Below are 22,298 nucleotides of genomic sequence, written 5' to 3' on the forward strand. Positions count from 1 at the left end.
CAGCCACCCACACCACCCTCACCGACCCGGGCCGCGTCGCCCACCTACTGCAGGAACTACGCAGGGCAGGGCAGGAGGAAGCGGTGCAGGCACTGGCCTCCCGCGCAGCCACCCACACCACCCTCACCGACCCGGGCCGCGTCGCCCACCTACTGCAGGAACTACGCAGGGCAGGGCAGGAGGAAGCGGTGCAGGCACTGTTGGCGCGCGACCCCACCAACCCGTTCGGCGTCGCCTACCTGCTGCAGGAACTGCGCGACGCAGGGCAGGAGGAAGCGGTGCAGGCACTGGCCTCCCGCGCAGCCACCCACACCACCCTCACCCACCCAGGCGGCATCGCCTACCTGCTGCAGGAACTACGCAGGGCAGGGCAGGAGGAAGCGGTGCAGGCACTGGCCTCCCGCGCAGCCACCCACACCACCCTCACCGCCCCGGTCGGCGTCGCCCTCCTGCTGCAGGAACTGCGCGAGGCAGGGCAGGAGGAAGCGGTGCAGGCACTGGCCTCCCGCGCAGCCACCCACACCACCCTGACCGCCCCGGACGGCATCGCCCTCCTGCTGTGGGAGCTGCGCGAGGCAGGGCAGGAAGATGCGGCAAAGACGGTGGAGCGCCGGGCCCTGGACTCCTGACACGCTGTCTCGTGCCGGGTTTCTTGAGAGTTCGTCATGACCACCTCCTGCTTCGGAAGGTAGACCCGGTCCGGCCGAGGGACCCTAGCCCGGAGCTAGGGTCCTCGGAGGGAAGGCTCGGTGTGGGCCTCCTCGCGCGAGGATCTACGGTCGAAGCACGCGACCGATTCCGCGTTCCGACGGCAGACACCTGGGCCAACTCCTGAACCGACCGCCAGCCCCACGACTCCGCTGTCGCGGCTTCCCACCGACCTCCAACAGGTGCTACTCGCAGCCGACACCGTCGCCGTCTCGGTCCAGGTGGGGTCCGTAGCCCGGGTCTCCTCGGCGTACCGGCGCCGCTCCGGCAGCGCGGGCGGCGTCGCAATTCTCGTAGTAAGCGCTCGCGCCGCCACCCGAACCATCGCCGTCAGAGCCTGTCCCGCTCTCCGCTCGCACGGTCTCGGTAGCGGTCACCGTCACCTCGACCTCCTCGGTGGCCGTGACCGTCACCGTCTCGGTGGCGGTCACGGGGACCTCCTCGGTAGCGGTGACCGTCTCCACGACGGTCGGGGCATCGGAGGTGTCGGGGGCGTCCCCGGACAGCGCCGACACACATCCGGCGAAGAGCGCCAGCATCGCGAAGAGGCCGAGGCAGCCGAGGCAGCTGGCACCGATGATCTGATTGGTGGACATATTGGTCCGCGGCTGCTGGGAGGGCTGGGGGATGGTCATCTCGTGATCCGTTCTTCCACGGGAAGTGAGAGACGGCGGAGCGGGCGCCCTGAGTGCTGAGACGGTACCGCCTACCGGACAGCTCCGCCAGCAGTTCTTGTCCGTCGGCCAGCCACCTACCCGGTCGCGGTGCCGTTCACCAACAACCTGGCTGAGCCTGGTGCTCAGACCGGCCAAGACCCGGGCGAAGATCTCCGGTTGCCTCCAGTCAGAGCAAGAAGCGGCGGCGTGACCAGCACACGCACTCTCACGTTTCCGAATATTTACGCTTCGACAGGTTCGCAGCGAAGCCGGTTACCCAAGAGGACACAGTCGAACTCGGAATTTCGTGACCGCTTCCGGACACGGACGCGAAACCAACCCTCAGAGAATCGTTCTTCGAGGTCAGGACAAGTTCCGAACCTTCCCTTAACCCGGAAACCGTCCGCGATCTCGACGTTCAGACAGCCGTCATCGAATGCCACCTTGTCCTCGCACACCATGCCGTTATAGTAGTGAGCCCTTCTCGAAGAGCGACCCTCGCGGCATCACGAATCTTTCCCCAGAGCCGAACGGGAGCACCTTTGACAGATATCGAAACCCTCACTTCCCAGGTGTTTCCATATGTGAAAGACGCGGTCAGTGCCTATGGGCAGGCAGTGCTGTCCAAGTCCGAGGACGCGGCGGCGAGCGTCACCGTGCGGCACGGTCAACGGTTACTGGCCGCCATCCTCAGGCGCGGGAAATCCGAACCGAAGGTCGAAAGCGCGGTCAGGAAGCTCAGCCGAGCACCGGAGGACGCCAACGCCGCCGAGGAACTCCGCGACCAGATCAAGCGGGCCCTGCGGGAGGACCCGGATCTGGCCAGAAGCCTGGCCGCCATGAACACGCAACTGTCCTCGGTCAACGTGTCGGGACACCACAACGTGGGTGTGGGCGGAAACCACCAGGGACCGATCCACATAGGCGACAACACCAGCAACACGCGCCACAACGTTCACCACACGGTGCACAACAACATCCATGAGCAGAGGATCAGCGGCTTCTCCATCGCGACTCTCGTCCTGGGCCTGTTGGGCTTCCTCATCCTGCCCATCCCCGTCGCCATCGTCCTCGGCCTCCTCGCCCTCACCCGAGTGCTCCGGGCGCCATCCTCGGCCCCGCCCTCGGGCAGCGGCCAGGCGAACAGCGGCGCGACCGGTCCCGGAGGAGCGCCGACCGCCACCGACCCCCAGGGATCGATGGCAGGCCCCGCAGATTCGACCAGCGCGAACTCCGTACCCGCGGCCCACAGCACGCCCCGACCTTCCGATCCGACCGGGTCCGCCACCGACCCGGCGACCGCCGCTCCCGACGGATCCGTGGGCCAGACCAGCCCTTCCACCGTCGGCACGGACCCGGCCTCACCAACTGCACCGGACGGACCTGCGGTACAGGCGGATCCCACCGCCGGCATGTGCCCGGCACCGGCCGCCGAGTCAGCTGCGGCGAGTACGCCGTTCACACCACCGGTCGCACCGCCGTTCGCCGGGGCGTCGGCCCCCTTCGCGCCGGCCACCGCGACAGGATTCGCGGCCGCTAAGGCGATCAGCGTCGTCTTCTCCCTGATCGGACTCCTGGCCGCGTGCTTGTGGGGCCTCGGATGGACGACCGCGGCCGTCATCATCGTGCAGGCGGGATCCGGCTCCTACGCCTCGGAGAGCACGGACCCGTTCGCCCCCTACGACCCGCAGGGTGTAGACCCCTCAGTCTCCACCGGCGAAGGCCAGGGACCCTCCCCCACCGAGCTCTGCGAGCCCTCGCCCGGGTACGCCACGGTGTGCACGCTGCAAACCGGCGACTGCTTCATCGATCCTCCGACCACGGAGTTCTACGAGGTCGAACTCACCTCCTGCAACGAGCCGCACAACGCCCAGGTGATCGGCTCCTACTCCCCCTCCGGAGGTGATTGGCCCGGACGGGCCGCCTTCGACGCCGACATCGAGGCCACGTGCGACCCGATGAGCGAACGCACCCTGGACCCCGCGCGTACCCCGGACACGTATTTCGTCGGCTACATCGCGCCGAACCAGGACTCGTGGAACTACGGAATCCAGAACGTCTTCTGCTACGTGGCCGCTGACGGAGAGTCGTGGACCACGTCCCTCATCTCATGACTATGCGGCCGACGGCCCCGTGCTGGCGGAAGCAGCCGGTTGTGAGCGGGGAACGACGATGATCTCCCAGCAGGAGATCTACACGCGCCCACGCCGAGAAGGCGATCGAGGCGTTCACGAAGACCTACGGCACGAAGGGGCCCAAGGCCATCGCGAAGATCACCGAGGACCGGGAGGAGCTGCTGGCGTTCTACGACCGCGATGGTGTTCAAGCTCGCCGAGACCGCCCAGGCCCGATGGCGCGCGATCACCGGCGCCCACCTCGTCCCGCTGGTCCGCGCCGGGGCCCGCTTCGAATGCGGTCAGCTCGTCGAACGCCCCAAAAACCCCGCAGCATGAACGTGCTCAGCTGACACACTGAGGCCGAAGCGCAGAACCGCGCAGAGGACCCAGGCGCCCATGTTGAACCCACTCGACGCTCCAGACGCGGTGTCAGCCGCGGCTGAACCGCTCGAGGAGCTGCTCGACGACTGCGACCATGTGTCGTCCATAGAACTGCTCCATGTAGTCCCAGTGGCCGGGACGACACCCGGTCATGACTGGATGAAGGGCCTCGCTCAAGCCGTGTACGACGCGGGGGCCAGTGGACACCAAATGCTAATCCGATGGCCGCAGGTGCGAACCCTGCCGGGTGCGCCACAAAACCACAGGTCAAACTGGGTGCGGCACCTCACCTCAGAGGACGTACCGCGCCGATGGGTCCAGGGTGGGTCCAGGGCGGGACCAACTCCAGACCCCGCCGACCACCCCGCCCCTCGCATGCCGACGCTCCCTCCCGGCGTCCCCGAGCGCCAGCTACCCTGTCCGTTCGCCCAACCGCGCTACCACCTCCGGCGGCTCGACGCCGGCCGACCCCGCAGTACGTTCGGAGTGTGCCCCAGATCGAACGCGACGAAGACCCGGCTCACGGGGAGTGACGGGAGGCGATCCCAGCACACACCACAGCCTCCATCACCCCCAGCACGAAACACACCGCTGACGCGGGCGGGCCGAACGGCCACCGGGTCCGGGCCATGACCGCTTCGCCTGTCTGGGGGATCGAGGTCACCGTGCTGTGCTTTCCGCCGGAAACGTCGAAGCGGAACAAGATCGAGCACCGCCCGTCCGCCCAGATCTCCTCGAACCGGCGCAGCTCCGAACAGTCATCCCCACACCGGTCGGCCACGAGCTCCACGGCGAAACCGAGGGCTCCCGTCGTAGGCCCTCGTTCCCCCACCGCCCCGGGACCCCCGCGGGGCACCGCTTCAGCCGCGGGTCCTTGCGGTGACGACGCCGGACGGCCGCACCTCGACGACGCGTTCGAGGCGGGCGAGGGTCTCGGCCCGGTGGGACGCGATGAGGACGGTGCCGTGGAATTCGGCGATGACGTCGGAGATCAGCCGTTCGGTGGCCGGGTCGAGGCTGGCGGTGACCTCGTCCACGAGCAGGACGCGTGGGCGGCGCGCGAGGGCACGGGCAAGGCACAGGCGTGCCCTCTGTCCGCCGGACAGCCGCACACCTCCCTCTCCGAGTTCGTCGTCGAGGCCGATCCAGTCGGCGGCTCCGACGCGTTCGAGCAGAGCGGCCAGGTCGCCGTCGGATCGTGGCCCGCAGCCGCGCAGCAGGTTGTCTCGAACGGTGCCGTGGAAGAGCATCGCGTCCTGGTCGACCAGGGCGACGGCCCCCCGCAGTGCCGCGTCGTCGAGATCGGCGACGGGGATGCCCCCGCCGTCCGCCGTGACGAGTTCGACGGTGCCCGCAGAGGGGTCCCAGAGGCGGGCCGCGAGGGAGATGACCGTGCTCTTGCCCGAGCCGGAGGGGCCGACCAGCCCGACGTGCTCGCCGGGGGCGAGTTCGGTGGACCAGGACGCGAGCGTCGGCTGTCGGCCCTCGTAGGAGAAGGACACGTCCCGGAACCGGAGGCCGAGCGGCCCGGGGGGCAGCTGTCGTGGCACTTCGGGCACGGTGACGACCGAGGGGCGGTTGATGCCGGCGGCGACGCGTTCGGCGCCGGAGACGAGTGGATGGAGCCGGGTGAGGGTGTCGGTGGCGTCGACGACCGCGGCGATGCCGACCAGGGCCAGAGCGACCAGCGCTGGCAGCTCCGCGGAGGGCAGCCGCACCTGAGCGCCTTCTGAGAGCACACCCGCGGCGGTGGCGCTGATGGCGATGACGCCGATGATCACGGCGGTGAGGATGAGTTCCCGGACTGCGGTGACCAGGTGCGACAGCAGTTCGCGCCGTCGCGCGATCGTGGCGGCGCGTGCGGTGGCGGCACTGGTCTCGGCGATGATCCGAGGGGCGAGTCCGTAGGCGAGTACTTCGCGCAGGGCGCCCAGGGCGTCGACGATGTGCTCGGACAGGTCCGAGCGCTCACGCCGTTCACGCTCGCCCAGCCGCCGGGCGGCCCGTGCCCAGTACAGCGCGCTGCTCGCTACGACGGCGGCGCCGAGGAGCATGACGAGTGCGGACTCGGGCAGCAGCAGTGACGCCGTCACGAGGGAGACGACGAACACGGTGAGCGAGGCGCCGAGCTGGGCGATCGTGTGAGCGTAGAAGAACTCGAGCTTTTCGATGTCGTCCATCGCGACGGCGGCCGCCCGTCCGGAGTGCTCACGACGCCGACCGGGAACGCTGCGTGCGTAGGCGTCGAACAGTGCCATCCTCAGCCGGGCCAGCACACGGTAGGCCAAGGCATGGGAGACGTCCATCTCCCGCCAGGTCAGAACCACGCGCAGCAGCACGAGCCCGAGGACCAGGGCCCACCAGAGGGGTCCGGGCGGTGTCCGCTCCACGACGGCGTGGCCGACCGCCCATGCCGTGAGGACGGTCAGACCGGCCAGACCGAGCGAGCTCGCGGTGCCGATCACGTAGATCCAGAGCATTCCCCGCCATTCGGGCCGTAGGACGGGCAGCAGATCGCGGAAGGCTCGGAACGCGGAGAGGGTGTTCACGAGGCGCTCCTGTTCAGGTGTCCGGAGTCGAGGCTCAGCACGTGGGGGACCTCGGTGAGGGTCTCGGAGCGGTGGCTGATCATGATGACGACGCGGTCGCGGGCGACACGGTGCAGCGTCTGGACGACGTCCGCGGCACGGTCGGCGTCCAACGCGCTCGTCGGCTCGTCGACGAGGAGGACCGGGCGCTGTGCCAGCAGTGCGCGGGCCAGGGCGAGGCGTTGACGCTGTCCGCCCGACAGGCTGGTACCGGCCTCCGTGACCTCGGTGTCGAAGCCGCGCGGGAAGCGCTGGATCTCGTCGAGGATCCCCGCATCGCGGCAGGCCGCGACGAGGTCCGCTTCCGCGGTGGCGCCGGTGACCGCGAGATTGTCGCGGATCGTCCCGGCGAAGAGCACCGGCCGCTGGGAGACCACGGCGATGTCCGAGGTGTGGAGCGACCGACCGTCGAGGTCGATGCTTCCGGTGTGCGGGGTGAGGAAACCCAGGAGGAGGTCGAAGAGGGTGGACTTTCCCGCCCCGGAGGCGCCGACGATCGCGGTGAGGGAGCCCCGCCGGGCGGTCAGATCGAGGTCGTGGATGACGTCGCCGGGTGCGTCGGGGTAGCGGAAGCTCAGACCGGTCACGCGCAGCACGTCCGCCCGTCGGTCCTCGGTCGCCCGGCCGTCTCCGGGGCCGGGCGCGGTGTGGTCGGGGGTGGCGTCGCGCTGTTCGGTGAAGGCCCCGATCCGTTCGAGGCCGGGGATCGCGGTGAGGCCGAGGAATCCGGCGTGCCAGTGCCGTGAGAGGTCCCGGATGGGACGGAACGCCTCGGAGGAGAGCAGGAGGAGCAGGTAGACCTCCACGGCGGGGGCCTGCCCGGTGACCGCGTGGGCGATGGCGACGGCCGCGGCCGCGACCGCTCCCCCCTGGACGGCCGCGTCGGTGACGGCCGTCTCGCCCAGGGAGCCGCGCATCACCCGTTCGGTGGCCCTGCGCAGCGCATCCGATCGGCCGTCCAGCCGGTCACGGGTGCCGGACACGTCGCCGAGCGTGCGCAGGGTGGCCATTCCGCGCAGGGATTCGAGCAGGTCGGCGCTGAGCGCCTCGTAGCTGTCCCAGTGATCGAGACCGCGCCGGGCCATCATCCGCTTCCACGCCATGGGCCCCACCAGTGCGAGCACGACCCCGGCCGCGACGCACAGTCCCGCCCACGGTGCGATCAGCATCAGGCCGATCACGACGATCGGGCAGGTGAGGAGCAGTTGCACGATGGCGGGAACGTACTTGGACACGTAGGCGTCGATGCCGTCGACGCCGTCACCGAGGCTGGCGCGCATCGAACCGTCCCGGGCCGCCGTGTCGTGCAGCCGCTCGGGCACGAGCGCGGCCCGCATCGCGCGGCGGCGGACCGTCTGCCTGACCCGGCCGCCCAGATGTGCGGCGGCCGACGCCTGTGCGAGGGAGAGCACCAGGCGCAGCAGTGCGATCCCGAGGATCAGCGACAGCGCGACGATCACGTCCCGGGCCTGCCCGTGCAGCACCGCCGACATCGACCAGGCGATCGCCACGGCCTGTCCGACGTGGGTGAGGAAGACGAGGACCAACAGGGCGACACTCCGTGCCAGGGCCGCGGGGAACCGGGCCGCCTCCCGCCACAGCAGGGGGACGATCATCATGCGTGTGACTCCTTGTCGAGGTCGGGTGCGCCGGGGAGCGTCGCCAGGGCGTGCACGGTCCAGCGGTCCCGCGTGGCGACGAATCCCGACACCGGGCGGCAGCGCCATCGCCGGGACAGGGCGCCCGCGTAGCACAGGCCGGCCGCGGCCCGGTGGGCCCGCCACAGGGTCTCGGTGAACTCGGCGGCGGGCGCGTCGATCGCGACGGACCACGTCTCCAGCCGGTGGGCCCCGAGGACCCAGGCCTGCCCGGAGGCCCGCGCGACGTCCACGGCCCGCGGATCGCGTGCGCGCTCCGCGGCCTCGAACTCGCCGATCGCCGGGGAACGCCGCGCGGCCAGGGCGTCCCGGTGCGTGGGAACGACCGACCAGGAGTCGGGCAGCTCGATGGCGGCCAGCGGGATCTCCGGCGCGAGTCCGCGCGCGAGCCACCTACCGTGGTCGGCTCCGCGCGGCACGCCGAGCAGTGCGCGCAGCCACGGACCGGGACCCAGCCGTACCGCGACGGGGGCCGGAGCGCACAGGAACTCCACCGCGGTCAGGGCGTAGGCGGTGTCCGCGATCCACAGCGGCCAGGCCCGGTGGCGGTACCGGCCGAAGCTTCGACCGGGCTGCACGGTCAGGACCAGGTGGGTCCCCGTCACGTCGGCGCCCGTGCGGTGGACGTTCCAGCCCGCTTCCCGTTCTCGGGTCTCGTCACGCCGGTCGAGCGTGCCGTGTTCCAGGTCGAAGGCGTACCGCCCCGCCGTCAGGGGGCCGTTCGCACCGACGACCAGGTGGGTGCGCACGGGGTACGTCGCTCCCGCGGAGGGCACCGGGCGCCTGGGGACACGGGTCACCGTCCCGTCGGCCAGGCGGTGGTGTCCCGCACCGCGCCACAGGCCGTCGAGCAGGGCGCGTTCGCGTTCGGGTACCGGCACCGGGTCGGCTCCGGCCCGCCGCCAGGGGTTGGCGCGCGGCCCGGGCGGGAGGGGAGGACCCGGTGTTTCGGCCGAGAGGGCGCGTGCCAGCGCGGGCGGCAGGCGCGGCGGGTCCGCCGGACCGCGCCCGGCGCCGAGCGGTGAGGGGGTCGGTGGGATGGGGCGGGACATGGGTGCGCCTCACATGTGCGGGGGCGGAACGAGGGTGACGTCCGTCGGGCTCCCGTCCCAGGAGGTGCGCCACCCCCGTTCGAGGGCCGTGTGCTCGAAACGGGACATACCGAGGTAGGCGAAGGCCGCGGGGGCGTTCGGGACGAGTCCCGTGACGAAGCTCCGCACCACCCGCAGCGAGGTGCGACGGACATCCCTCGTCGTCAGATCGCGGGTGAGGACGCGGTGTCCGCGAACGGCCAGGGACCGGTAGACATCGTCCATCGACACGGCCGGGACCTCGGCGATCGAGCGCATCCCCAGGGCGGGCGCCGTGAAGCGCCGGGCCTCCCCGTGGACCCGGGGGTCGAGCCAGACCTGGACGTGCGCGCCCAGATCCACGATGTGCTCGCACTGGGCGCCGGCGGCGTCGAGGTAGGTGGCGTCGGCGCGGAAGTCGAGGTAGAGGCCGCGAGCCATCAGGCCCTGCTCGACGGCACGGAAGACCCACCCGTCGGCGGCGGTGCAGCCCTGGGTGTAGACCCAGGTGTGGACGGCCTCGAGGACGGCCTTGCGGGCGGCCCTGACCGGGTCGAGCGAGGCGGAGAATCCCGCGGCGTACAGGCCGCGTTCCCCGTCGTGCACGAGTGCCGCCACGGCGGGGGCGAACTCCGAGGGCATGGCCACCAGGGACACGTCCAGGGAGCTGCCGCGCAGGTCGTCGGCCAACCCGGGAACGCTGGCGGGGTCGATGCCGAAGGTGGGTCCGTCCAGGTGCCACCACAGTTCGAGGGCGTCGCGTTCGATGATCTCCAGGACCCCTCGGTCCCTCGCGTCGTCGGCCCCCTGCCCGGTGGCGATTCCGGCGTAGTTGAGGTGATGGACACGCGGCAGGTGCCGGAAGCGCGACTGCCTCCAGTTGAGGTAGACCAGCGAGGCCGGCATCCAGACCTCGGCGCCGTCGCCGTCGTCGCAGCGCGCCCAGAGGGTGGGGGTGTCCTCGGTGAGCGGTCGGTAGGGGAACGCGGCCCGGGTGTACTGCCACGAGGCGAACTGGGGCAGCTCACCCAGGCTGATCGGCTGACGCCCCGCGGCCAGCAGTTCCGCGCGGGATCCGATGCGCAGTTCGTCGTCGGGAAGGTCGGCTGGAAGCCAGTTCCCGCAGTAGCGCTCGATCCCTTCGGCGATCGCGGCGATCCTGGCCTGCTCGACGTCGTCGAAGGACGTGCCCAGCGAGACCCGGTCGGCCGGCCACTCACCGAGCTGTCGGGCGTCGGCGACGGACGCGGTCAGCCCCAGGTAGGACGCGGGAGCCCCCTCGGGGTGCGGCACGGCCCGCACCGAGCGGATGATGCCGCATTCGGGGTCGACGAGCGCCTCCACGGGCATGGGGTGGTCGGCCCTGGTCGTCTCGTTGCGGGCGGCCCCCAGGTGGCGCCGCCCGGTCGTGGTGGGGGTCAAGGTGAGTTCCCTTCATGGCGCCAGGTCCCTGACGCGGAATCGAGGGTGGACCTGGTGTGGGGCACGGACGCGGCCGTGAGGACCTCGGTCCACTCCGCCGGGGAGCCCGGCAGTCCCTGGGCCGCCAGCCACGGGTCGACGATGCGGGTCAGCCCGCCTGCGGCCCTGATGCCGGCCCGCAGGACCTGATCGGCGACGCCGGCGACCAGGCGGTGCCCCCAGGGGCCGCTGGCGAAATGGCTCGGGGCGGGCCACGTACGCGCGAGTCGCCGGGCGTCGTCGTGGAAGAAGTCGTCATCGCCGCTGATCACCAGGAGCGGCGCATCGATGCGGCCGTAGCGCGATGCCAGGTCCACACGCTCCGCGCTCCACAGCCGCCGCCAGCCGGTCAACGTCGACGGCGACCAGTCCCAGTGCTCGGCGGCCTCGACGACACCCAGCTCGTGTGCCTGTGCGACGCGGCGGTCGAGCTCGCCCGCGGGCAGCGGGGGTTGGGAGCGCCGGTGGCGCCCGTGTTCGTGCCACCATCCGATCCGGTGCAGGATCTGCGGGGCGCCCTGGGTGTCCCACGCGGTCTCGGCCAGTCCGAGGGCTGGGACGAGGGCGATGATCGCCGAGACCGGGGGCGCGCCGTCGCGTGCCACGGCCCGAGCGGCTTCCAACGCGGTGTGAGCGGCGTACGAGGCGCCGAAGAGGACCAGCGGCAGCCCTTCGTACTCGTCGAGCAGATGAGCGAGGACCCGTCCGCCGTCGTCCTCCTCGTGCGCGTAGGGGGACCAGGCTCCCGCTGACCGGTAGCGTCCGCGCACGTCCTGCACGAGGCAGTGGTAGCCGCGGGCGTTCCATGAGCGTGCCGTCGTCTCGTGCTGGTCGGCGTCGTAGGGGGTGCGGATCACCACGAGGCCCTCCGGGTTCGCGCATTCCCAGATCCGCCCGCGCAGGACGGCGCCGTCGCCTGCCCGGCAGAGGTGTTCGCGTCGGGGCTCCTCGGTCATACCCGCTGACGTGCCCCTCGGTCGATGGCGGACGGCGGGTCATAGGCCAGGAGCGGGTGCTCACTGACCGTGCCGGTGGCGGGGACCAGCTTCCACAGCGTGCTGCGGTAGCCCTCCAACGTGTCCGACTCCTGTGCCCATGCCAGGGCGAGGGTGAGCAGTCGGCTCGTCAGCAGCATGTGTGCGGCGGGCGAGGGGGGTGCGTCGGCCACGGCCGCGCGCCGCCAGGCGTCGAGTTCGTGGGGGACCGAGCTCGCCGCCAGGCGTCGCCGATACACCTGTTCGGCGCCGGGGTCGTCCCCGTTGAGGCAGATCGGATCGACGAAGCCGTTCTCGCCCTCGCGGTAGGCGCGCAGCCAGGCGACGCCCTGGCTCGGCAGCGCGTCGAGCCGGTCCCATCCGAGGCGCTCGGCGGGTGAGTCCGCGTACGCGACCACGAGCCCCCACGGCGGGGCGCCCTCTCCGCGGGGACCGGCCGTGCCGCCGTCCTCGCGGTCGTCGTCGGCCATGCCGTCCATCGCGGCGAGCAGGGCCGCGGCGTCGGTGTGGCGGGTGACGGCCGCGCCCCAGTCGGTCAGGGCCTCAGCCACCGTGTCGACGAGCTGGCCACCGCCGACCAGGGCGACCTCGCGTCGCGGACCCGGCCAGCGGCGCTGTGCGTCCTCCTCCTGGCGTGCGGACAACCTCGCCCGGAGCGCCTCGGTGAACGCGGCGGCCTCCCCGTGACCGCTCGAAGCACCGCGCAGGACGTCCAGGAGACCGGGCGGCGGGGACACGAGACGGAGGATGTGTCCGGAGGAGGTGCGGACGACACCGGTACCCCCGCCGTCGACGATGACGTGCGCGCCGGTCCCCGGCACGGGGGCGATGGATGGTTCTGGGGGCATGGCCGACCTCTCACACGGCCCGGTCGGGCAGCGCGGGGCTGCCCGACCGGGTGGTTCTCACCGACTACGTCGCGGGGGACGAGGGTCAGTCGAAGGGGTTCTCGACGAGCGCGTTGGAGTGCGTGGCCGACAGGTGCGCCAGCTGCTCGGACTCCACGATCTCGGCGACGACGTCGAAGGGGTTCTCGACGAGGGCGTTGGAGTGCGTGGCCGACAGGTGGGCGAGCTGCTCGGACTCCTCGATCTCGGCGACGATCTGGTTGTCCATAGGGAGTTCCCTTCTCAAGGCAGGACGTATCGGTCATCTGTGCCGACAGGTGTTCGCCGGGGCGAACAGGACTCACCCTAATTGAAAACGATTGTCATTTCCAATAGGCTGGCCTCATGAACTTCCAGGAGCTCCTCGTGGCCGACTACCGCGCGGGCCGCACCTACGCCGTCGCCGACGGCGCCGTGAGACCGCTCGGCAACGCCGTCCTCGCCGAGCACGCCGGGTTCCTCACGCTGCCCCGCCATGGCGAGGGCGGTGCCGCATGGGCCTTCGTCGACGACCGCTCCGGCGCGCTCGTGGTCTCCGGCCCTCGCGGGGAACGGCGCTTCCCCGTGGCCATCCCCGGTGAGCACCTCGCCTGCGACGCCTCGGGCCGCTACGTGGTGGTGACGACCGGACTGGGCGCGAACGCGCGGGCGTGGAGCGACGTCGTCACCCTCGTCGACCTGGAGCGGGGCGAGTCGGTACGGTTCCGCTCCCGGGTCGGCGAGCCCGGGGTGATGATCGTCCCGGACCAGGCCGACGGCGAACCGGTGGCCGTGCTGCGGCACAGGGAGCCCGGCGCCCTCGAGGCGCTTCCTCTCTCCCGGTGCCTCGACGTCGCCCCCCACGTGCCCCGGATCACCGGTGAGACCATCCGCGGGATCGCCGACGACGGGCACGGCGACGTCGTCGACCAGCGCACCGGCATCGCCGCGACCGCGACCAGCGAGGGACTGGAGCGTTTCGTCATCGACGGCGGCGTCCCGCGCATGCTCGACACCGTCGCCTGGCCCGTACCCGGACGCGCCTACTACCTGCGCCTGGACCCGGCCACGGGCCGTGCGGTGGGCGTGGTCCGAGGCGGTCCGGCGTCCCCGACGGCATGGACCGAGTGGACGAACCACCTGGTCGACGTCGACCTGTCCACCGGCCGGACCCGCTGCCTGGAGCTGCTTCCGGGACTGGCCTTCCGCTTCGCGCTCGGCGGCGCCCGGGCCGCCGTCGCCACGATCCATCCCGACGGGGACCAGCTCACCGTCATCGAGCGGGCCGATCCGCTGATGGGCGTCGCGCACCGGATCCCGCTTCCCGCGATGTCGTGTCCGCCCTCCCCCGGGCACCTGCCCTGGGACCCCGTCGGCGACTCACCCGCCCAGCGGCGCTCCGTCGCCGTCGATCCCACCGGGACGACGGTCGCGGTGACCCGAGGGGGCGACGGCCAACTGCACCTGTTCCACGACGGCGAACTGGACACCGTCACCGTGCCCAGCGCCCTCGACGAGGGCGGGCACCTGTACTGGCACGGCGGCGACATCGACACCGTCGGCCGGTGAGCGATGCACGACTCCTTCCCTCCCATCGTCCCCGCCATCGACACCGCGCTCGCGAAGTGGGAACGGCACGGCCGCCCGGGTCTGCCGGAGAACGGGTACGCGCTCAGCCGACCGCCCGGACGCCGACGCCACGGCATCTACCGAGTGGACGCCGGCACACCCGTGATCGAGCCCGAGGGGCACATCCTGCGCATGGCCCCCTCTCCGGACGGACGCAGCATCTGCGTCCAACTGGCCGAGCACGCGGACGAGGACGCCGCGCTCGGGCTGGTCGACACCGCCACCGGAGCGCTGCGGCTCTACCCCCGGGTGCGCTGCCGCTACGACCCCATGCTCTGGGACGACGACTCGTCCGGTGTCGAACTGGTGGCCGGCCGGTCCCACAGCCTCGTCCGCCTCGACGCGCGCACCGGGCGGTCGACGGCCTCGGCCGTGTCGCCGGACACCCGGCTCAGGCTCTTCCCCGGAGGCCGGTGCGGCCTGTTCGCCGAAAGCCGCCACGGTGGGCCCAGCCGCCTCATCGACCGAGCCACCGGCGTCGAGATCGCCGCGTTCAGCGCCGTCGCCCGGGTCCTGCCCGCCGGCGACGACATCGTCGTCGACGACGGCACACGCCTTCAGTGCCTCGATCCGGGCAGCGGTGCCGAGAGATGGCGCTGGGACGACCCGAACCTGCGAGTCACCTCCTTCGCCACCCGCGGCCAGGACATCGTCGCCGTCGGCGTGCGCGCCGGCCGCAGTGTCATCGTGCGGCTCCTCCAGGGCTCGGTCGTGGCCGAACGCGAGGTCACGTACCAGGGCGCCCCGGCTGTCGCGACCGGGGTGAGCGCTGACGCCGGTCGGTTCCACGCCCTCGTCGAGGGCCCTGTCCTGCCCCCGCGGGTCGTACCCGCCGAGGAGTTGCTGTCCCCTCGGCCGGCAGCGGTCCACCAGGTGACCCCGGCACGCACCGAACGGCACGTCTTCACCGCCGAGGACGGCGCACGCGTCCCCGTCGTGGTCACCTCACCGGCCGACGCCCGGGGCCCCGCACCGCTGATCCTCACCTGCTACGGCGGCTTCGGGGTGCCGAGTCTGCCCACGTTCGAGCCGACCGTGCCGACGTGGGTCGAGCAGGGTGGCCGGTACGCCATCGCCCAGGTCCGAGGCGGAGGCGAGCACGGACCGGCCTGGCGGCGGGCCGGGCACGGCCTCGCCAAGGGCCGCGGCATCGACGACCTCGCCGTCATCGCACGCGGTCTGGTCGAGGCCGGGATCACCCGGCCCGACCTGCTCGTCCTGGCGGGCGCCTCCCACGGCGGAGTCCTGGCCACCAGCTGCGCCCTCGGTTCGCCGGACCTGTGCGCCGGTGTCGTCAGCACCGCGGCGCCGCTCGATCTGCTCAACCTCGGCGCCCATCCGCTCGGACAGCGGTGGGCCGGCGAGTTCGGGGCCTCGGACTCCGCCGAGGGGATCGCCCACCTGCGCCGCATCTCACCGCTGCACCGTGCCGAGGCCCTCGCCTCCGGCACCCCTCTGCCCCGCTTCCTCGGCATCGTGTTGGCGGAGGACTCCCGGGTGGCCGCCGACGACACCCTGGCGGTCGCCGAAGCGCTGCGCCGCGCCGGAGGCGGCGCCACCGTATGGCGCGCCCCGGAAACGGGCCACGGCGGCAACCACCTCGACAGCCTCCACCGTCTCGGGGCGACCGTCCTCAGCTTCGCCGCCGTCACCACCGGATCAGCACAGACCGCTCCGTCAACGACCTGAGAGAGCCCCCGCGACAGATGGCACAAGCAACGAACGAAAGACGCGTGTCGACTTCCCTCCAACGCCTCCTGACCAACGCGCGCCCCGGAGGAGGACGATCCGGCGGCGCCCCGGGTCCGGCCGCTCCCGCGGCCGACACCCGGCGGCGCGGCGTCCTCGCCGCTCGGATCCTCGTTCCGGTCCTGGCTCTCGCGCTGGTCGCGGTGGTGCTGCTGTCGACGAGCGTCGGCACGATCGACGTGTCCCCGGCGGACGCCCTGCGTATCGTCATCGGCCATCTCGTGCCCGGAATGCCGTGGATGTCGGACGGGTCGCTGACGACGGTGCAGGACAACGCCGTCTGGCAGTTCCGGCTGCCCCGCGTGCTTCTGGCCGCGACCGCCGGTGCCGCGCTCGCCCTGGCCGGTGCGCTGATGCAGGCCGTGGTCCACAACTCCCTGGCCGAGCCCTACATCCTCGGCGTCTCCGCCGGCGCCGGGGTCGGCGCGGTCTCGTTCATCGTCCTGGGCATCGGAGCCACCTCCCTCGGGGTGGGGGGCGCGGCCTTCCTCGGCGCTCTCCTGGCCACCGCGGCCGTCTACACCCTGGCCCACAAGAACGGGCGCATCGCGCCCCAGCGCCTCATCCTCGCGGGCGTCGCCCTCGGTTCCCTGTTCAGCGCCGTGACCAGCTACCTGACCATCACCACCGAGGCGCAGAACGTCTTCAGCATCATGTTCTTCCTGCTGGGGTCGGTCTCCGCCGCCACGATGGGCCACCTCGCCCTGCCCTCGGCGGCGCTGCTCGCCGTGGGGCTCTACGCCGCCCTCCGCGCGCGAGCGCTCAACGCCCTTCTCGTCGGGGACGACGCGGCCGCGTCCCTGGGCGTCAACGTCAACCGGCTGCGCAGCGGAACCCTCGTCGCCGCGGCCCTGCTGACCGGATCGGTCGTCGCGGTCTCCGGAGGCATCGGCTTCGTCGGGCTGATCATCCCCCACATCGCCCGCATCATCGTCGGTTCCGACCACCGCAGGATGCTCCCGGTCGCCCTGCTCGGAGGAGCGGTGTTCCTCGCCACCTGCGACTTCCTGGCCAGGACCCTCGCCGCTCCCGCGGAGATCCCCCTGGGCGTGCTCACCGCGATGGTCGGAGCACCGTTCTTCCTGTGGCTGCTGCGACGCGACCGCGCCGACAGCGTGGGGGTGGGCCGATGAGGATCGACATCGAGAACCTCGCCGCCCACCGCGGCGGACGGCCCGTCGTCACCGACGTGAGCGTCTCGGTGCCCTCGGGCACCGTGCTCGGGCTGCTCGGGCCCAACGGGAGCGGCAAGTCCACACTGCTGCGCACCGTCTCGGGGCTCACGGCTCCCTCAGCCGGCCGTGTGCGGTTCGACGGTACCGACATCACCGCGCTGAAGCGCAAGGAGCTGGCCCGGCACGTGGCGGTGATGGCACAGGAGCACAGCGAGGAGTTCGAGATCCCCGTCCTGGACATGGTGCTGCTCGGGCGCATCCCGCACGGACGCGGGTACGGCCGCGACTCCGACCGCGATCTCGCCCTCGCGCGGGAGGCACTCACCCGCGTCGGCGCCGCGCACCTGGAGACCCGCCCGGTCTCGGCCCTCTCGGGTGGCGAGCGCCAGCGTGTGCTCTTCGCCCGCGCGCTCGCCCAGGACACACCCGTGCTCGTCCTCGACGAGCCCACGAACCACCTCGACATCGCCCATCAGCTTGAACTCCTCGATCTGGTCAGAGCCACCGACCGCACCGTAGTGGTCGCCCTGCACGACCTGAACCTGGCCGCGCGCTCCTGCGACGCCATCGGCGTCCTGGCCGAGGGGCGTCTGCTCTCCCTCGGCACCCCGGACGAGGTGCTTCACACCGACCTGGTCCGTTCGGTCTTCGGCGTCGAGACGACCGCCGTCGCCCATCCGCGTTCCGGACGGCGGCACCTGCTCTTCGACGCCCGCAGCCCGCTGAAGCCGAACGACCACGGCCCCGCGAACCCATCCATCACGACTCAGGAAGAAATCAGGACCCCATGACAGTCAATGCCACCCGGGCCATGTCTCGGCGCGGTTCCCGCCCCCTCACCCTCTCGACCGCGTGCGCCGCCCTCGCCGTGCTACCGCTGGCGCTGACCGCCTGCGGCACCGGCGTCACCGTCGATTCGGCGGACACCGGGGACTCCGGGCAGACCGTGACGGTCACGAACTGCGGACGGGAGCTGTCCTTCGACACCACTCCCAGCAGCATCGTCGGACTGATGCCCTCGCAGACCGAACTGCTCATCCGCCTCGGCGTGCGGGACTCCATCGTCGGCCAGGCCCAGACCGAGGTCTCGGCGCTGCCGGACGACATCGCCGACGAGGCCGCCGACATCCCGGTGATCAGCGCGGACGCGCCGCCGGCCCGCGAGGACCTGCTCGCCGTCACCCCCGACTTCGTGGCCTCCCCGACGGAGTACGAGTTCACGGCCGAACAGGGCTTCGCCAGCATCGAGCAGCTGAACGAGAACGGCGCCCAGGCCTACGTCGCGACCGGTGGTTGCGCCGACCGCCGCAACACCGCGGAGGTCACCGACGTGTTGACGGACATCACCGACCTCGGCGCCATCCTGGGCGTCCCCGACGCGGCCGAGGAGCTCACACAGGACGTCGAGGCACGGCTGGCCGCCGTGGAGGACGCGATCGGCGACTCCGCGCGGCCCACCGTCGCGCAGGTCTACGTCGAGGGCGACTCGCTGTCGGCCATCGGCGCCGGCATCGAGGCGAACATCATCGAGACCGCCGGCGGCGACAACGTCTTCGACCCCGACGCACCCGAGTTCGCCGACTTCTTCGCCGCCCAGATCAACCCGGAGGAGATCATCAGCCGCGCTCCCGAAGCCATCGTGTTCGGTGTGACCGGAGCCGAGCACGAAGAGCGGACCCGCGAGTACCTTCGCGGCACCTTCCCCGACGTCCCGGCCGTGGAGGACGATCTCCTCATCGCCGTGCCCGCGAGTGATCTGTTCCCCGGCGCCCTGGGGAATGTCGACGCTGTGGAGACGATCGCCCGGGAGCTCTACCCGGACGCGCTCTAGACGGCCTGAAGGAGGATCACGAAGACGCCGGGACCCCGCTCACATGCGTTGCCCCGTGGGTTGCCGACCAGGCAGAACCTGGCCGGTAGCGCCTACGTGTGGGGGAGGTCCCGGCCCAGGCGGTCCGGTACCAAGCTGTCGCGGGGCTCAGGAACGGCGGAGCCAACCCCGTGCAGGAGGACGAACAGCACGAAATCCCGAGCTGCACGAGGCTGGCGCGGAGCTCCGTCGACCTCGCGCGGCAGTGGCGCGATGCTGGGTGGGGAGAGCGCCGATCGGTCAGCCGGTGGTCTTGCCGCGGATCCAGTAGTACTGCGTGTGCTGCCGGTGTTTCGGCAGTGCCCACTCGCGGCGGAACAGCTGGCGCATGCCCGACACGTCGGAGCGCTCACCCGCGCCCCACGCGTACACGTCGTCGGCGTCGACGTCGAGTGCGCGCAACAGTCGGAGCTGTTCGGCCCCGGTGCGCACGATCGACAGCCGCGTGTTCTCGCGCGTGCGGAACGGCAGCTCGGCGGCGTCGTCGTGGGGGTCGGTGAACACCACGTGCGCCGTGGCGTGGTCGGGGATGTGGTCCAGCAGCGAGTTGATCGCCGGCAGCGCCGAGGCGTCGCCGCCGATCACGTAGGTGCCGATCGCCGGGTCGGGATCGATCCTGGCCGGCGTGAACGCGATCTCGGCGCTGTCTCCCACCCGCACGGTCTCGGCCCAGCGCGCCGCGGCGCCCGCGGGCTGGTGCAGCACGAACTCCAGGGCGAAGGTGCCCGCGGCGGGATCGGGGTCGACGAGGGTGTATCCGCGTTGCCTGAGCACCGTGGGGTCGTCCAACGAGGGCACCCACAGCCGGATCCACACCGTCGGGAACACCTCGAGCCCGCTCAGGAACTCCGGCGCGGAGAAGTGCACCCGCCGGTACCAGGGGAGCACGTCGTCGACCGCGGTGACGGTCACCGGTTGCTCGCGCGCGCCGATGGCGCGCAGGATGGTGCGCTGGATGTTCAGGGCCATGGGGTTCCATCCGTTGCGGGCGTGAGGCGCCACCCCGCGGCGCGGGAGCGTTCGTTCCAGAACGCCGCGTAGCGGCCGTCCGCGGCGAGCAGGTCGTCGTGGGTACCGCGCTCGACGACGCGGCCTTCGTCGAGGAAGACGATCTGGTCGGCGTGCTGGATGGTCGCCAGCCGGTGGGCGACGACGAGCACGGTCTTCCCGGCGGTGAGTTCCCGGATGCCGCGCACCACCGCCGCCTCGTTCTGCGGGTCGAGGGCACTGGTCGCCTCGTCGAGCAGCACGACGGGGGCGTCCTTGAGCAGGGCCCGTGCGATCGAGACCCGCTGGCGCTCACCGCCCGACAGCGACGACCCGCCCTCACCGACCCGCGTGTCCCAGCTCTCGGGGAGGCGGTCGACGATCTCGTCGACGCGCGCGATCCGGGCCGCCTGGCGGACCTCGTCGTCGGTGGCGCCGGGGCGGCCGATGCGGATGTTCTCCTCGATCGTCTGGTCGAACAGGTACACCTCTTGGAACACCAGCGACACCTGTGACAGCAGCGTGTCGGTCGCGCAGGCGCTCACCGGCAGACCGCCGAGGCGGACGGTGCCGCGGTCGGTGTCGTAGAAGCGGGCGGCCAGGCGCAACAGGGTGGTCTTGCCCGACCCGCTCGGGCCCACGATGGCGGTGGTGGTGCCCGGGCGGAGCTCCAGCGAGATACCACGCAGCACCTCGCGGTCGGCGTGGTAGCCGAACCGCACGTCGTCGAAGCGCACCCAGTCCGGGCTCACCAGACCGCGCCGGACCCCCGTCGCCGTCGGCGAGGACCCGCGGTTCCGGCGTCTGCCGCACGTCGTACAGGCGCACGGCGGCCGTCGTCGCCTGGCGCAGCGACTGGGCGGCGTACCCCACGGTGAGCACCGTCGCCCCCAAGCCCAGCCCGACCAGCAGGAAGGGCACGAGGGTCAGGGGAGGCATGCCGAACCCGACGCCCACGAGCACCAGCGCAAGCGTGAACACCGGGTTCAGGAGTGTTCCGGCGCCCGCCTCGAGGCGGGTCATCGGGGTCGCCCACTCGCGGAAGTACGCCGCGAACCCGTCCACCGCCTCCTGGTAGCGGCGGTGGGCACGTCGGGCCTGACCGAACGTGCGCACGACCTGGATGCCGTCGACGAACTCGACCGTGGCCGCCTCGGCGCGGCGCTGCCAGTCCTCGTAGGTGCGCATCTGCTCGCCGTACCCGGGGCCGAGCATCTTCGCCAGCGCCGCCGCGTAGACCCCGAGCGGCACGCGGCCGAGCTTGGCCGCCAGGAAGCGGCGCAGCGAGAGCTGGTTGTCGGCGTCGATGAAGTGGGTCCACAGCAGCGCGGCCGAGCTGAGCAGGCCCCGCGCGCCGAGGGCGACCAACGCGATGACGGCCATCCGCCAGGCGCCGTCGGCGTCTCCGGCGAGCAGGGCGCGACAGGCCTCGACGACGAGGAGGAAGGGGGCCACGGCCAGAGCCGAGGCCAGCACGGCGACCGCGCTCGCGGCGGCGAGGGGGCCGCGCACTGGTGCCATCACCTGCGCGGTCGCCGCGCGGGTGTGCGCTTTCCGCTCGCCGGGGTCGTCGGGTGGGCCGGTCGCGGTAGCCGGATGTTCCGTGACGGGGGCAGCCAATCCGCGCCTTTCTCAAGCGGTGTGGGAAACTCAGGACACGATAGTACTCCGAGGCTACGAAGGGAAGGCTTTCCTAACCATGAGGAGCGAGGATGCCGCGCCCCGCGTGGGCAGACCGCCGCGCGTCACCCGCGACGACATCATCGAGGCCGTTCTCGAACTGGGGTTCGACGCGGCGACGGTCACCGCCGTCGCCCGGCGGCTGCGAGTCGACCCGTCCACCCTGTACGGCCACGTGCCGGGACGCGAGGCGATGCTGAACGCCGCCGCGGAGACGGCGATCGCCCGGGCTCCGTGGCCCGAACCGACCGGATCGTGGCGTGACTACGTGCGGGCATGCGCTGAGGTGATGTGGGTGCTGTTCGACGCGCACCCCGGGTTGGCGCGGCGGCTGCGGACCATGGCGAGTCTGCCGCCGTCGCTCGCCGCCGTGTCGCTGCGGATCACGCGACACCTCGTCACCATGCTCGACATCGACGTGCACTTCGCGGCGCTCATCGTCGACACCGTCGGCGACATGATGATCGACTCCCACATCACGGCGATCGCGCTCAACGAGCCCGTGGCCGGCACGGCGCGGGGGCTCACCGGACGCGAGCGGTCCCAGCACCTGCTCGACACGGCGGTCGGGATCGACGATCCCTTCGTCGCCGAGTACACCCGGGTGATCCACGAGGCGATGGGAGAACCCGGACGCCCGAGCGGCTGGTGGCGCGAGAAGCTCGCCCTCGTCCTCGACGGCATCGAGCACCGCCTGGGCCGATGACG

At 71.7% G+C, this 22,298-nt stretch carries 19 protein-coding genes and 1 pseudogene; 10 read left to right on the forward strand and 10 right to left on the reverse strand.

Annotated features, from left to right (window positions below; translation table 11 throughout):
• The coding region (locus tag AB0I72_RS17480; RefSeq protein ID WP_358569274.1) for a hypothetical protein at positions 1–629 on the forward strand (629 nt) is incomplete at its 5' end.
• 264 nt (positions 630–893) lie between these two features.
• Here AB0I72_RS17480 and AB0I72_RS17485 read toward each other — a convergent pair.
• On the reverse strand, positions 894–1,343 hold the full coding sequence (locus AB0I72_RS17485) for an excalibur calcium-binding domain-containing protein (protein WP_358569277.1): 450 nt from the start codon (positions 1,341–1,343) through the stop codon (positions 894–896).
• A gap of 638 nt (positions 1,344–1,981) precedes the next feature.
• Here AB0I72_RS17485 and AB0I72_RS17490 point away from each other — a divergent pair.
• The 3 genes and pseudogenes from AB0I72_RS17490 to AB0I72_RS17500 form a co-directional block, all read left to right on the forward strand.
• Positions 1,982–3,478: a septum formation family protein gene (locus AB0I72_RS17490; RefSeq protein ID WP_358569280.1), complete on the forward strand. Its 1,497-nt coding sequence runs from the start codon at positions 1,982–1,984 to the stop codon at positions 3,476–3,478.
• Positions 3,479–3,679: 201 nt separating this feature from the next.
• Positions 3,680–3,817, forward strand: coding sequence for a hypothetical protein (locus AB0I72_RS17495; RefSeq protein WP_358569283.1), 138 nt, complete (start codon positions 3,680–3,682; stop codon positions 3,815–3,817).
• A gap of 632 nt (positions 3,818–4,449) precedes the next feature.
• A pseudogene (locus tag AB0I72_RS17500) lies at positions 4,450–4,611 on the forward strand (ISAzo13 family transposase); the annotation flags it as partial.
• Positions 4,612–4,722: 111 nt separating this feature from the next.
• Here AB0I72_RS17500 and AB0I72_RS17505 read toward each other — a convergent pair.
• From AB0I72_RS17505 to amiA, 7 genes are all read right to left on the reverse strand, one after another.
• Positions 4,723–6,411, reverse strand: coding sequence for an ABC transporter ATP-binding protein (locus tag AB0I72_RS17505; RefSeq protein WP_358569286.1), 1,689 nt, complete (start codon positions 6,409–6,411; stop codon positions 4,723–4,725).
• Entirely contained in the window at positions 6,408–8,069 is a 1,662-nt protein-coding gene (locus AB0I72_RS17510) for an ATP-binding cassette domain-containing protein (protein WP_358569289.1), read from the reverse strand. The genes AB0I72_RS17505 and AB0I72_RS17510 overlap by 4 nt, the downstream gene beginning before the upstream one ends.
• Entirely contained in the window at positions 8,066–9,160 is a 1,095-nt protein-coding gene (locus AB0I72_RS17515; RefSeq protein WP_358569292.1) for a hypothetical protein, read from the reverse strand. Before AB0I72_RS17515 ends, AB0I72_RS17510 begins: the two co-directional genes overlap by 4 nt.
• Before the next feature lie 9 nt (positions 9,161–9,169).
• Complete coding sequence (locus AB0I72_RS17520) at positions 9,170–10,600, reverse strand: YcaO-like family protein (protein WP_358569295.1); 1,431 nt, start codon at positions 10,598–10,600, stop codon at positions 9,170–9,172.
• A complete protein-coding gene (locus AB0I72_RS17525) occupies positions 10,597–11,595 on the reverse strand; it encodes a CocE/NonD family hydrolase (protein ID WP_358569298.1) in 999 nt (332 codons plus the stop codon). Before AB0I72_RS17525 ends, AB0I72_RS17520 begins: the two co-directional genes overlap by 4 nt.
• Positions 11,592–12,482, reverse strand: a complete 891-nt coding sequence (locus AB0I72_RS17530; RefSeq protein WP_358569301.1) for a hypothetical protein — start codon at positions 12,480–12,482, stop codon at positions 11,592–11,594. The genes AB0I72_RS17525 and AB0I72_RS17530 overlap by 4 nt, the downstream gene beginning before the upstream one ends.
• A gap of 85 nt (positions 12,483–12,567) precedes the next feature.
• Positions 12,568–12,750, reverse strand: a complete 183-nt coding sequence (gene amiA / locus AB0I72_RS17535) for a streptamidine family RiPP (RefSeq protein ID WP_358569304.1) — start codon at positions 12,748–12,750, stop codon at positions 12,568–12,570.
• Between the two features lie 116 nt (positions 12,751–12,866).
• Here amiA and AB0I72_RS17540 point away from each other — a divergent pair, with 116 nt between their 5' ends.
• The 5 genes from AB0I72_RS17540 (at position 12,867) to AB0I72_RS17560 (ending at position 18,884) form a co-directional block, all read left to right on the forward strand.
• The gene (locus AB0I72_RS17540) at positions 12,867–14,069 is read left to right on the forward strand and encodes a hypothetical protein (RefSeq protein WP_358569307.1); all 1,203 of its coding nucleotides are present in this window, start codon (positions 12,867–12,869) and stop codon (positions 14,067–14,069) included.
• Between the two features lie 3 nt (positions 14,070–14,072).
• Positions 14,073–15,818 carry a prolyl oligopeptidase family serine peptidase gene (locus tag AB0I72_RS17545; protein ID WP_358569310.1) on the forward strand — a complete coding sequence of 582 codons (1,746 nt, stop codon included), beginning with the start codon at positions 14,073–14,075 and terminating at the stop codon, positions 15,816–15,818.
• 167 nt (positions 15,819–15,985) lie between these two features.
• Positions 15,986–17,011: an iron ABC transporter permease gene (locus AB0I72_RS17550; RefSeq protein WP_358569952.1), complete on the forward strand. Its 1,026-nt coding sequence runs from the start codon at positions 15,986–15,988 to the stop codon at positions 17,009–17,011.
• Positions 17,008–17,844: an ABC transporter ATP-binding protein gene (locus tag AB0I72_RS17555; protein ID WP_358569313.1), complete on the forward strand. Its 837-nt coding sequence runs from the start codon at positions 17,008–17,010 to the stop codon at positions 17,842–17,844. Before AB0I72_RS17550 ends, AB0I72_RS17555 begins: the two co-directional genes overlap by 4 nt.
• Positions 17,841–18,884 carry an ABC transporter substrate-binding protein gene (locus AB0I72_RS17560; RefSeq protein WP_358569316.1) on the forward strand — a complete coding sequence of 348 codons (1,044 nt, stop codon included), beginning with the start codon at positions 17,841–17,843 and terminating at the stop codon, positions 18,882–18,884. Before AB0I72_RS17555 ends, AB0I72_RS17560 begins: the two co-directional genes overlap by 4 nt.
• 279 nt (positions 18,885–19,163) lie before the next feature.
• Here AB0I72_RS17560 and AB0I72_RS17565 read toward each other — a convergent pair whose 3' ends face one another.
• A complete protein-coding gene (locus tag AB0I72_RS17565) occupies positions 19,164–19,892 on the reverse strand; it encodes a siderophore-interacting protein (RefSeq protein WP_358569319.1) in 729 nt (242 codons plus the stop codon).
• Complete coding sequence (locus AB0I72_RS17570) at positions 19,883–20,662, reverse strand: ATP-binding cassette domain-containing protein (RefSeq protein ID WP_358569322.1); 780 nt, start codon at positions 20,660–20,662, stop codon at positions 19,883–19,885. Before AB0I72_RS17570 ends, AB0I72_RS17565 begins: the two co-directional genes overlap by 10 nt.
• 947 nt (positions 20,663–21,609) lie before the next feature.
• Between AB0I72_RS17570 and AB0I72_RS17575 the strand changes: the two genes are divergently transcribed.
• Positions 21,610–22,296 (forward strand): helix-turn-helix domain-containing protein, encoded by a 687-nt coding sequence (locus tag AB0I72_RS17575; protein WP_358569324.1) that lies wholly within the window; start codon positions 21,610–21,612, stop codon positions 22,294–22,296.
• The last annotated feature ends 2 nt before the right edge of the window (positions 22,297–22,298 follow it).

Origin of the sequence: Nocardiopsis sp. NPDC049922 (assembly GCF_040660275.1) — a bacterium.
Taxonomy (GTDB): Bacteria; Actinomycetota; Actinomycetes; order Streptosporangiales; family Streptosporangiaceae; genus Nocardiopsis.